Below are 11,339 nucleotides of genomic sequence, written 5' to 3'. Positions count from 1 at the left end.
GTCGCGGGGGTGGTGCCGCTGCGGGGGGCGGTGCTCGCCGCCGTCGCCGTCGCGGGGGCCGTGGCGACGGCCGGTGCCCTCTTCGGGCCGTACGGACCGGTCCACGCCGTGCTCGCGGTCGTCCTCGCCCTGGCCGCCGCCGAGGCGCTGCTGCGCCACTGCACGCGCCGCTTCGGCGGGGTCACGGGGGATGTCTTCGGCGGTCTGGCGGAGACGGCCGCGACCACGGCGCTCGTCGTCCTGTCACTGGGCTGAAACGATCTTCCCGTCCCCAGTCCTCTCCCCCGGCCGCCGGCCCCTCGCCGACCGGGTCGCGGACACGGCGGTCACCGGCACCGGGTTCAGCAGGCCCGTCGCCACGCCCCCAGTTCGTACTTCTTGAGCAGCGAACTGAGCTTCAGGCGCCGGGAGTCGGCGCAGAAGCGGCCGGTGGGCACCTCGTACTCGACGTGGAAGACGGCCTTGCCGGCCTCGACGAACGGCTTGAGGGCCGCGCACTCGCGGTACTGGGCGCACTGTTCGTTGACCGCGAAGTCGAAGTCCCCGACCAGTTCCGGGATCTGGTCCAGGTCGTTCTTCAGACCGACGGCCAGGCCCCGGTCGTGGGCCAGGCGGGCGATGAGGCGGTTGTAGCGGAGCTGGTCGGCGGCCGTGAGCGGGAAGCCGGTGTCGTTGCGGTAGCCGTCCATGTTGTCCGGCTCCACCGCGTCGAAGCCCTTGTCACGGCACATGTCGATACGGGCCGCCATGAGCGGTTCCAGTACGTCGGTGCGGCGGATGTCGAGCCAGCGCTCGCCCTTCCAGCCGTTGCCGCGCCCGAGCACGGCCTTCGGGAACTTCCCGGCGTCCGGGCGGAACTCCTCCCAGGCGCCGGTGGAGAGGTAGCAGATGACCTTGCGGTCCTCGCGGTGCAGCCGCGCGACCGTGTCCCCGGAGTGGTCGAAGCCGTCGATGTCGTAGACCGGCACGTCGACGGAGGTGTCCAGGCGTCCGCTGAGCTGCCACTGCCAGGCGGTGCCGGGGCGGGGCTGCCAGCGGGGGCCGGGCTTGTCGTCATGCTCCTGGGCGCAGCCCGTGAGCAGGAGGACCAGCAGGGCGACGAGCAGGGACGGGCGTCTCACGAGGTGATCTCCGGCTTGTGCAAGGGGTAGGGGAGCGTGCCCCAAGGATGATCTCCGGTGCCGGGCACCGCGCAGTGCACCGCCGCACCCCGCGCCCGGGCCAGGCCCTCCGGGTCGGCGCCGGGCGGCACGCCGTGGACGAGGTGGCACAACCGTACGTCCGGGCCGCCGGGCCGGGGTTGCGGGGGCAGCGCGCGGTACGCGGCCCAGGGGCCCTCGAAGGTGACGAGGACGTCGGCGATGCGGGCGTAGCAGGGGTGCGGCGCCGTGCCGTGGTTGAGGACGAGGGTGGCGCAGCCGACGCCCCAGGCCGCGACCGCCAGCTTCTGGTAGTGCTCGAACTCCCCGGGCCCGGACGGCACCTGGTCGAGGAAGGCGCCGTCGGTGCGGTACCAGTCGCGGTGCCGGGTGAGGTCACGGACGACGTCGGTGGCGGCGCGGCGGCCGTAGTCGGTGTCGGCGTACCCGAGGACCCGCACTCCCGCGGCGCGCAGCCGGGCGGCGACCTCGGCGAAGGCCGGGTCGGGGCGGTCACCGGGGCCGCTGGCCGGATTGAGGACGACCCCGTACAGGCGGGGCGCCGCCGCGACGATCGCGTCCCACTCGGCGGGGCGGACGGACGGGTGCTCGTAGTACGGGACCAGGAGAGTGCTCATCGGTGGGCGGTTGCCCTCCCCAGCAAATGGCACACCAGGGCCGCCTGGACGGCGGCCGCCGTGCCGTACACGACCGCTCCCGCCACGTGCGGGTCGCCGGTACGGGTGACGAGGAGCAGGGTCTGCACCAGGGCCGCGGCGCTGCACACCGCCGTGGCGCCGGTCACCGCGCCGAACGACTGGAGCAGCAGGCCCGTCCACAGGACCACGCCCAGCAGGAGCAGCCCGGCGGGCCGGACACCGCCCGGCAGCGGGGCGTGCGGCCACAGGGCGGAGGCGGCGAGGCTCAGCGCGAGCAGCACGGCGAGGTAGGCGGCCAGGCACCGCACGACCGTCAAGGCCGTGGTCCGCCTGAACTCGCGGGCGGTGCTGCTGGAACGCAGGCCGGCCAGGCTGCCGCTGCGGAAGCGGTACAGGAGCCACTCGGCGGGCCCCATGCTGAGGGTGAGCGCCACGGCGGCGGGCGCGGCGACCGCACCGGCCGACTCGCCGGCCAGGACGTCGCCGAGCGCCGCGTACAGCACGAGCACACCGGTGGCGAGCCCGAACAGGGCGTACGGCAGGGAGCCCGTGAGCCGGGGTGCGGCGGGGCGGCGGTGGGCCGGCAGGGTGCCGAACGCGCCGAACGGGAGCAGGGCGACGAGGCCTGCCGTCCAGCCCTGCTCGTCCTTGAGGACGGGCGCCACCTCGCGCAGCGCGAGCGCGGCGACCGCCGCCAGCGAGCCCAGCAGCAGGGCAGGGCCCGCGGTCTCGGGCAGTGGTTCGGCGAGTGACCAGACCGCGCCCGTCGCCATCGGCGCGAGGGCGAGCAGCAGGAGCCGCTCACGGCCCATCACCAGCAGGACGGTCGCCGCGGCCAGGTAGCAGGACTGCCCGGCGGCGAAGGCGACCACCGCCGGGGCGGCGCCGCCCGCGAACGACACGGCGACCAGGGAGCCGAGCAGCGCGCCCGCCGGGGCGCCGAGCAGCAGGGCGCGCCGGGCGGCGGGCCGGTCGCCGAGACCCAGCCACGCGTAGACCCGGTGGGCGAGGCCCTGGTTCCAGGTCCAGCCGCACAGGGCTCCGGCCAGCAGCGGGACCGTGCCCGCGGGCAGGCCGTGATCGCCCGGGCCGGTGAACAGGGGCGCACCGAGGACGTAGGCGAGGCCGGGCAGGGCGAAGACGACGCCGCGCAGCAGGCAGCCGAGGAGGCCGGTCCGCCAGGGGTCGGGGGCGGGGCCGTCGGGCTCGGGGTAGCGGCGCTCGACGCGTTCGTAGAGGGTCTCGGCGAGCGCGAAGGAGTTTCTCACGCCGTACCGCTCGCGTATCCGGTCGTCGGAGAGGCCGTCGGACTCCAGCAGGGCGGCTATCTCGTCCGGGTGGACGGCCGCGGCTATGAACTCCTCCAGCCGGGCGGCCAGTTCGTCGACCGGGTCGGGCCGGGCCCAGCTGGGGGTGCGCTGCCGGGGGATTCCGGGGAGGGTGTCCGGGCGGGAGCCCGGGGGCAGCCAGACGCTTCCGCTCACCAGCCCGCTCCGTCCGTCGCGACGGCCGCGTACCAGGGGTCGCGCAGTTCCAGGGTCCAGTCGGCGACGGTCTCCAGGGTCGGCTCGTACACCTCGTCCTCGCCCGCGAGTTCCTTGTAGATCGTGCGGAAGGCGTCCACCGAGCGGCGCAGCGTGAAGCGGTCGATGACGCGCTGGCGGGACAACTCGCCCAGTTCGAGACGCCGTTGATCGTCGTTGAGCAGGGTCAGCGCGGCGGCGGCCATCTTCTCCGGCTCGCGCGGCGGGACGACCAGACCCGTGTCGCCGACGGCCTCGCGCACCCCGCCGACGTCCGTGGACACCGTCGTACGGCCGCAGGACATGGCCTCGATGATGGAGAACGGGAAGCCCTCGGAGATCGACGACAGCATGACGAGGTGCCCTGCCGCGTAGGCGCGCCAGACCTCGGTGATACGGCCCTCGAAGGTCAGGCCGTCGGCGACACCCAGTTCGGCGGCGAGCTTCTCCAGCCGGGTGCGGTAGGCCTCGCCGCCCGGCGGGACCGGGCCGAAGAGCCGGAGCCGGGCCGCCGGGATCTCGGCACGCACCATGGCATAGGCGCGGATCAGGGTCTCCAGGTCCTTGATGGGGTCGATCCGGCCGCACCAGGACAGCGTCGGGACCTCGGGCTCGGGGCCCGCGTGCGGGAAGGCGGCCGGGTCGACGCCGTTGTAGACCGTGCGGATCCTGCCGGCGTCGGCGCCGCCGCGCTCCTCCCAGCGGCGGTTGTACTGGTTGCAGGGGGTGATCAGATCGGCGGCGCGGTAGCCGTAGGAGTTCAGCTCGCGGTAGAAGCCCAGCATGAAGGCCTTCACGGGCCAGCGCTGGGCGTCACGGCGGTAACCGAGGTAGCGCTCGCGCAGGTAGATCCCGTGCTCGGTGAGCAGGAACGGCACCCCGTCCAGGTGACGGGCGGCGAGCGCGGGCAGGGTCGCCAGACCGCTGCTGACGGCGTGCGCGACGGAGTCCTCGGGGATACGGACACCCAGCGGGCGCAGCGCGTGTTCCAGCAGGTCGGTCGCGGTCAGCGCGTCGTGCACCGTGGGGCGGGCGGCGGCCGTCGGCAGATGCGGCATCGTCCATATCCACATCAGTGACCGCAGCGCCGACTCGGTGCGCAGCGCCGCCGGCAGCCGTCCGTCCCGGGCGAGTACGGCCAGCTCGTCCAGGGATTCACCGAAGTCGGCGTGCGAGCCGGGGTCCAGGAAGGAGAGCAGGAAGCGCTCATAACTCTCGGTGAAGCGGCGGCGGGCCCTGCCGTACGGGGGTCTGGTGCGGCCGGGGCGCGGGCCCCAGGTCGGGACCGAGGTGTGCGCGCAGACGTTGGGCGGCAGTTCCCAGGTGACGGGTTCCCGGCCGTTGCCGGTGAGCGAGACGATGTGGAAGTCGACCTCGGGCATGCCCTTGACGAGCTGGTCGCACCAGGTGCTGACGCCGCCGTGGACGTGCGGGTAGGTGCCTTCCGTGAGCATGGTGACATGACGGCCTGTTCGCCTCATGCGGTGTTTTCCCCCTGTGGTGCGGATGGTGTGCGGGGAACTGCTGCCCGGATCCCGAGTGCGGGCTCGTGCGGGCTGGTCGCACAGTTCCCCGCGCCCCTAAAGGCTCTGGGGCAGTTTCAGGGTCAGAGCCGACTGGAGTGCCGCCGGGGTCGTCCAGGCGGAGCGGGCTCCCGCGTACGGGGTGCCGAACGCCGTGGTGCCCAGGACGAGTTGCTTCTTCGTCCCCTCCGGCGCGGTCACCGGGATCTGAGTGCCCGACGGGGCGGTGACCGTGACCGTGTTCCCGATGCGGTACGCCGTCACGCGGTTGTTCACCAGGGCCGTCTGCCAGGCGGCGCGGCGCTGCACCTCGGTGCCGATCGCGCTGTGCCGGGGGTTCTCCAGCGGGGTGTTGTCGGCGAACAGGGCCCGGTAGTCGGCGAGCACCTTCTCCATGACCGGGTAGAGCAACCGGTCCTCGGCCAGGTTGGACTGGTGCGCGTAGTGCGGCCGGGGGTCGCCCGCGAGGGCGTGCCCGAGGGCGGTGCGGGCCTCCTGCGGGACGATGTGCTCGGCGTACCCCGTGGCCGGGTCGAGCGGCTCGTCGAGACACGTCGAGGTGGGGTTGTCCTCGCAGACGCCGCTGCCGCCGTCGCGGCGCGAGGTGTAGACCCAGTTGTACTCGTCGGCCATCTCGGCCGCCGTACCCACGTTGTAGTACACGTTCATCGGATGGCGCGGGACGGTCAGGGCGTTGCCGACCTTCCGCTGCTCCGGCTCGCGCGAGTTGTCCGAGGCGATCCACTTGACGCCGGTGTCGGCGAGGGCGCCGGCCAGGCCCGGGTTGTCGTCCGGCTGCTGCGGCAGGGTCTTCAGGCCCGAGTGCTCCCCGGTGACCAGCTCGGTGCGGTCGACGGGCAGGCCCTTGTTCACGGCCCAGTTGTGGTTGTCCCGGATCTGGGCGGCGATCTCGGCGCGGCTCATGTACTTCGTCGAGCCGTCGGCGTTCTTCGCGCAGCTCCACGGCACGCTGGAGGTGTCCTGCACGCAGCCGAGGAAGGGGTGCGTGTAGGTGTGGTTGACCCAGCGGTACTGCGCCTTGTCGGCGAGGAGCCGGGTGGTGAGGGCGTCGGTGCCGCCGTGCTGGGCCTTCCACTCCTCGCCGGAGCCGGCGTTGAAGACCATGTCCATGGTGAAGCCGTGCTCGCGCTGCCACTGGGCGGCGTAGGCGGCGTCGTCCGCGGTCATGCGGATCGGCGCGGTGCCCTCGCCGTCGCCGCCCGCGCAGTCGAAGTCGCCCGGGGTGCAGTTGCGTTCGGTGTCCCAGCGGCTGTCCGGGGCGAACACGTCGTCGACGTGCACCGCGAAGGAGTTGCGGGTCTGCCCCAGGTGCACGCCCTGGGTGAGCCACTCCACGATGCCGCGGGCCAGCAGCCGGAACTGCTGCTGGTTGTTGTTGTAGGCGAAGGTCACGACCAGTTCGCGGCGGCCGTCGTGGGCGTACTCGCCGACGAGGCTGCCGCGTCCGGTGCCGCCGGGCACGGGGATGTCGACGTAGCTGGTGAACCCGGTGCGGGGCCGGGCGGCGTAGCCGTAGCTCTCCTGCACGGCCGGAGCGCCGTCCTCGAAGCGGAACGCACCGTCGAGGTAGCCGAACGAGCCGGCCTTCCCGGCCGCGGTGACGGATGCCTCGCGGCCGTCAAGAGTGCCTGCCCAGCCACCCTCGCTGGTGTAGTCGAGCCCGACTCCCGGGTGCGCCCAGGTGTAGGCGTCGACCTGCGGGATGCCGTACGTCCGTTCGTAGGTCTCCAGCGCGGTCTGCTCGGCGGAGTCCGCGCCGAACGGGGCCTCGTTGGGCAGGACGACGCCCTGGTACTTGGCGCGGGGCCGGCCGTTCACGGTGTCGCTCAGGAACGCGGCCGTGATCCTCGGCCGGCCGGAGTCGTTCAGGTCGACGGTCGTGTACGGGATGCCCGTGCTCCTGAGCTGGGCGGTGACGGCCCGCACGGGGCTGTCGCCGTTGTCCACCACCAGCACCTTCAGATCGATGCGCGGTGCCTCCGCGGCCGCCGCCCCGGGCGCTGTCGCCCCCGCCGTGATCATGCCTGCCGCCGTCATCGCGGCGGCCGTTCTTCTCCACCCGCGCGCACGCTGCGCCATGGTTCCTCCCCCAGAAGAGCCCAGGAATCCTCTTGCATTCGAACAGAGGAGGATCCGTGGAAATCATGCAAAGCGGCGAGCACGGCGCTCACCGGATCGGGACGAGTGTGACTCAGTTCACCGACATGGAGGATCAAGAAATGGCCACTACGCCACCGACAGGTGAACGCCCGCAGGAATGAGCGAACGGGGCCACGCGCGTAGTCTCGTCGTCGAGTGTTCGCCGCACCGGGGGAAGGCCCCGTGAGGCCTGGACCCTGGGGTCGGAATAGGGTCGGCTGTCGGGCCCGGTCGACCCACACCGTTCGACCACAGCAACTTCACATCGGAAGCGAGATTTCACCACCGTGACTGCTCTCACTCTCAGCACCGCCGCGGCGCCCGGCCTGCGGGCCGACGCGATCGTGATCGGTGTCGCCAAGGGTGCCAAGGGGCCGGTCGTCGCACCGGGCGCCGAGGCCGTGGACAAGGCGTACGACGGCAGGCTGGCCGGCGTTCTGGAGACGCTCGGCGCCTCCGGCGGCGAGGGCGAGGTGACGAAGCTGCCGGCGCCGTCCGGCTTCAAGGCACCGCTCGTCCTGGCGGTCGGTCTGGGCCCGGTCCCGGAGAAGGACGCCGAGTACGGCACCGAGGCCCTGCGCAAGGCCGCCGGTGTCGCCGCCCGCGCCCTGGCCGGCTCCAAGAAGGCCGCCTTCGCACTGCCGCTCGGCGACGCCGCCGACGCCGGCGCGATCGGGGAGGGTGCGCTGCTCGGCGCGTACTCCTTCGACGCCTACAAGGACAACGGCAAGGACCCCAAGGCGAAGAACGGCAAGGCGCCCCTCGCCGAGGTCGCCCTGCTCGGCGGCAAGCCCCGCGACAGGGCGTACAAGGCCGCGCTCGAACGTGCCGTCGCCGTGTCCGAGGAGCTCAACCGCGCCCGCGACCTGGTCAACACCCCGCCCAACGACCTGAACCCCGAGTCGTTCGCCGCGATCGCCCAGGCCGCGGCCAAGGAGCACGGCATCAAGGTGCAGGTGCTCGACGAGAAGGCCCTGGTCAAGGGTGGCTACGGCGGCATCCTCGGCGTCGGGGCCGGCTCGGCGGCGGGACCGCGCCTGGTGAAGCTGTCCTACACCTCCTCGAAGGCGAAGAAGCACCTCGCCCTCGTCGGCAAGGGCATCACCTACGACTCGGGCGGCATCTCGCTGAAGCCGGCCGGTCACAACGAGACGATGAAGTGCGACATGAGCGGCGCGGCCTCGGTGTTCGCCGCGGTCGTCGCCGCCGCGCGTCTCGGCCTGGAGGTCAACGTCACCGGCTGGCTCGCCCTGGCCGAGAACATGCCCTCCGGCTCCGCGACCCGTCCGGGTGACGTGCTGCGGATGTACAGCGGCAAGACGGTGGAGGTGCTCAACACCGACGCCGAGGGCCGGCTGGTGCTCGCGGACGCCCTGTGGGCGGCGTCGCAGGAGAAGCCGGACGCGATCGTGGACGTGGCGACGCTGACCGGGGCGATGGTGCTGGCGCTGGGCAACCGGACGTTCGGGGTCATGGGCAACGACGACGCGTTCCGCGCCGCGCTGTGCGAGGCCGCCGAGGAGGTCGGGGAGCCGGCGTGGCCGATGCCGCTGCCGGAGCACCTGCGCAAGGGCATGGACTCGCCCACGGCCGACATCGCGAACATGGGTGAGCGGATGGGGGGCGGCCTGGTCGCCGGTCTCTTCCTGCGCGAGTTCGTGGGCGAGGGCATCACCTGGGCACACCTGGACATCGCCGGGCCGGCCTTCAACGAGGGCGGGCCGTTCGGGTACACGCCCAAGGGCGGCACGGGCACGGCGGTGCGGACGCTGGTGCGGCTGGCCGAGCTGACGGCCGCGGGTGACCTCGGCTGAGTTCGCCTCCTGGCTCGATCTCGCCGGTTGTGTGGCGAGTGCGGGGGCGTGGGGGCTGTTCGCGCAGTTCCCCGCGCCCCTGCGGGGCTCGCCTCCCTTCCGGGCGTGGCTCATCTGAACGTGGGGCGTCTCACACCGCAGCCCGGCGTCTCCTTGTGTGCCGACAAGTGCGAAGATGGGGCTCGGCAGGACAGGGCCCCACCGAAGGGCCGAAGAACGAGCGGCCGGACACCAGCCGCCTGCCGGTCACCGAAGACCGGCTCACGGCGCACATGCATGGAGGACGTGACGTGGCGAACGACGCCAGCACCGTTTTCGACCTAGTGATCCTCGGCGGTGGCAGCGGTGGTTACGCCGCGGCCCTGCGCGGGGCGCAGCTGGGCCTGGACGTCGCCCTGATCGAGAAGGACAAGGTCGGCGGCACCTGCCTGCACCGGGGATGCATCCCCACCAAGGCCCTGCTGCACGCGGGCGAGATCGCCGACCAGGCCCGCGAGAGCGAGCAGTTCGGTGTGAAGGCCTCCTTCGAGGGCATCGACATCGCCGGGGTCCACAAGTACAAGGACGGCGTGATCGCGGGCCTGTACAAGGGCCTGCAGGGGCTCGTCGCCTCCCGGAAGGTGACCTACATCGAGGGTGAGGGCCGGCTGTCCTCCCCCACGTCCGTCGACGTGAACGGCCGCCGCGTCGAGGGCCGCCACATCCTGCTCGCGACCGGCTCCGTGCCGAAGTCGCTGCCCGGCCTCGACATCGACGGCAACCGGATCATCTCCTCCGACCACGCCCTCGTCCTGGACCGCGTGCCGAAGTCCGCGATCATCCTGGGCGGCGGCGTCATCGGCGTCGAGTTCGCCTCCGCCTGGAAGTCCTTCGGCACCGAGGTCACGATCGTCGAGGGTCTGAAGCACCTCGTCCCGGTCGAGGACGAGAACTCCTCCAAGCTCCTGGAGCGCGCGTTCCGCAAGCGCGGCATCAAGTTCAACCTGGGCACCTTCTTCCAGAAGGCCGAGTACACCCAGGACGGCGTCAAGGTCACCCTCGCCGACGGCAAGGAGTTCGAGGCCGAGGTCCTGCTGGTCGCCATCGGCCGCGGCCCGGTCTCCCAGGGCCTGGGCTACGAGGAGCAGGGCGTCGCGATGGACCGCGGCTACGTTCTGGTCGACGAGTACATGCGCACGAACGTGCCGACCATCTCCGCCGTCGGTGACCTGGTCCCGACCCTCCAGCTCGCGCACGTCGGCTTCGCCGAGGGCATCCTGGTGGCGGAGCGCCTGGCCGGTCTGAAGACCGTTCCGATCGACTACGACGGTGTCCCGCGGGTGACGTACTGCCACCCGGAGGTCGCCTCCGTCGGTATCACCGAGGCCAAGGCCAAGGAGATCTACGGCGCGGACAAGGTCGTCGCTCTCAAGTACAACCTCGCGGGCAACGGCAGGAGCAAGATCCTGAACACCGCGGGCGAGATCAAGCTCGTCCAGGTCAAGGACGGTGCCGTCGTCGGCGTCCACATGGTCGGCGACCGCATGGGCGAGCAGGTCGGCGAAGCCCAGCTGATCTACAACTGGGAGGCGCTGCCCGCCGAGGTCGCGCAGCTCATCCACGCCCACCCGACCCAGAGCGAGGCGCTCGGCGAGGCCCACCTGGCCCTGGCCGGCAAGCCCCTCCACGCGCACGACTGACCCCTCGGTCGACACACGCGACGACACAGACTTCCGCACTTTCCGTAAGGAGCAACCGAAACCATGGCGGTTTCCGTAACCCTTCCGGCGCTCGGCGAGAGCGTCACCGAGGGCACTGTCACCCGCTGGCTGAAGGCCGAGGGCGAGCGCGTCGAGGCCGACGAGCCGCTGCTCGAGGTGTCGACCGACAAGGTCGACACCGAGATTCCTTCGCCCGCCGCCGGTGTCCTGGCCTCCATCAAGGTCGCCGAGGACGAGACGGTCGAGGTCGGCGCCGAGCTGGCCCTGATCGACGACGGCAGCGGCGCGCCCGCTGCCGCCGAGGCCCCGCAGGCCGAGCAGGTCGCCGAGCCGGCCCCCGAGCCGGCTCCGGCCGCCCCGTCCACCGAGCAGGCCGCCCCGGCGCCCGCTCCCACCGCCGACGCCGCCACCGGCGGCGGCTCCGCCGAGGGCACGGACGTCGTCCTGCCCGCGCTCGGCGAGTCCGTCACCGAGGGCACCGTCACCCGCTGGCTGAAGTCGGTCGGTGACACCGTCGAGGCCGACGAGCCGCTGCTGGAGGTGTCGACGGACAAGGTCGACACCGAGATCCCCGCCCCCACCTCCGGCACGCTGCTGGAGATCGTGGTCGGCGAGGACGAGACCGCCGAGGTCGGCGCCAAGCTGGCCGTCATCGGCGAGGCGGGGGCCGCTCCGGCCGCCGCCCCCGCGCAGGAGGCCCCGGCCGCCCCGGCGCAGCCCGAGCCCGCCCCGGCTCCGGCGCAGCCCGCCCCGGCCCCGCAGGCCCCGTCGGCCCCGGCCCCGCAGCAGCAGGCCACCCCGGCTCCCGAGCCGGCCCCGGC

The 11,339-nt window shown here is 72.6% G+C and carries 10 protein-coding genes; 5 read left to right on the top strand and 5 right to left on the bottom strand.

Annotation, left to right across the window (positions count from 1 at the left end):
* The coding region (locus tag GTY56_RS09740; RefSeq protein WP_202509962.1) for an adenosylcobinamide-GDP ribazoletransferase at positions 1 to 255 on the top strand (255 nt) is incomplete at its 5' end.
* An 86-nt stretch (positions 256 to 341) separates the two neighbouring features.
* Here the strand turns inward: GTY56_RS09740 and GTY56_RS09735 are convergent.
* From GTY56_RS09735 to GTY56_RS09715, 5 genes are all read right to left on the bottom strand, one after another.
* Positions 342 to 1,121, bottom strand: coding sequence for an endo alpha-1,4 polygalactosaminidase (locus GTY56_RS09735; protein WP_161364478.1), 780 nt, complete (start codon positions 1,119 to 1,121; stop codon positions 342 to 344).
* Positions 1,118 to 1,777 carry a spherulation-specific family 4 protein gene (locus tag GTY56_RS09730; protein ID WP_161364476.1) on the bottom strand — a complete coding sequence of 220 codons (660 nt, stop codon included), beginning with the start codon at positions 1,775 to 1,777 and terminating at the stop codon, positions 1,118 to 1,120. Before GTY56_RS09730 ends, GTY56_RS09735 begins: the two co-directional genes overlap by 4 nt.
* The gene (locus GTY56_RS09725) at positions 1,774 to 3,282 is read right to left on the bottom strand and encodes a hypothetical protein (RefSeq protein WP_161364474.1); all 1,509 of its coding nucleotides are present in this window, start codon (positions 3,280 to 3,282) and stop codon (positions 1,774 to 1,776) included. Before GTY56_RS09725 ends, GTY56_RS09730 begins: the two co-directional genes overlap by 4 nt.
* On the bottom strand, positions 3,279 to 4,802 hold the full coding sequence (gene pelF, locus GTY56_RS09720; RefSeq protein WP_161364472.1) for a GT4 family glycosyltransferase PelF: 1,524 nt from the start codon (positions 4,800 to 4,802) through the stop codon (positions 3,279 to 3,281). The genes GTY56_RS09725 and pelF overlap by 4 nt, the downstream gene beginning before the upstream one ends.
* Positions 4,803 to 4,901: 99 nt before the next feature.
* Positions 4,902 to 6,944: a hypothetical protein gene (locus GTY56_RS09715; protein WP_524540090.1), complete on the bottom strand. Its 2,043-nt coding sequence runs from the start codon at positions 6,942 to 6,944 to the stop codon at positions 4,902 to 4,904.
* Between the two features lie 56 nt (positions 6,945 to 7,000).
* On the opposite strand from GTY56_RS09715, the gene GTY56_RS41095 reads away from it, so the two are divergent.
* The 4 genes from GTY56_RS41095 to GTY56_RS09700 form a co-directional block, all read left to right on the top strand.
* Positions 7,001 to 7,126 carry a hypothetical protein gene (locus tag GTY56_RS41095; protein ID WP_272923352.1) on the top strand — a complete coding sequence of 42 codons (126 nt, stop codon included), beginning with the start codon at positions 7,001 to 7,003 and terminating at the stop codon, positions 7,124 to 7,126.
* A 165-nt stretch (positions 7,127 to 7,291) separates the two neighbouring features.
* A complete protein-coding gene (locus tag GTY56_RS09710; RefSeq protein WP_161364469.1) occupies positions 7,292 to 8,818 on the top strand; it encodes a leucyl aminopeptidase in 1,527 nt (508 codons plus the stop codon).
* Between the two features lie 290 nt (positions 8,819 to 9,108).
* Positions 9,109 to 10,497: a dihydrolipoyl dehydrogenase gene (gene lpdA, locus GTY56_RS09705; protein ID WP_033312603.1), complete on the top strand. Its 1,389-nt coding sequence runs from the start codon at positions 9,109 to 9,111 to the stop codon at positions 10,495 to 10,497.
* Between the two features lie 63 nt (positions 10,498 to 10,560).
* Positions 10,561 to 11,339: biotin/lipoyl-containing protein (locus GTY56_RS09700; RefSeq protein ID WP_346345448.1), on the top strand; the 779-nt coding region annotated here is incomplete at its 3' end.

Source organism: Streptomyces sp. SID5643, assembly GCF_009872555.1.
GTDB classification, from domain to species: domain Bacteria; phylum Actinomycetota; class Actinomycetes; order Streptomycetales; family Streptomycetaceae; genus Streptomyces; species Streptomyces iakyrus.
This window is presented reverse-complemented; position numbering and strand designations above follow the sequence as displayed.

What these genes read in the sequence shown, in the direction of transcription:
- GTY56_RS09730 (WP_161364476.1), bottom strand. Translation starts at nt 1,777, where the DNA reads ATGAGCACTCTCCTGGTCCCGTACTACGAGCACCCGTCCGTCCGCCCC.
- pelF (WP_161364472.1), bottom strand. Translation starts at nt 4,802, where the DNA reads ATGAGGCGAACAGGCCGTCATGTCACCATGCTCACGGAAGGCACCTAC.
- GTY56_RS09715 (WP_524540090.1), bottom strand. Translation starts at nt 6,944, where the DNA reads ATGGCGCAGCGTGCGCGCGGGTGGAGAAGAACGGCCGCCGCGATGACG.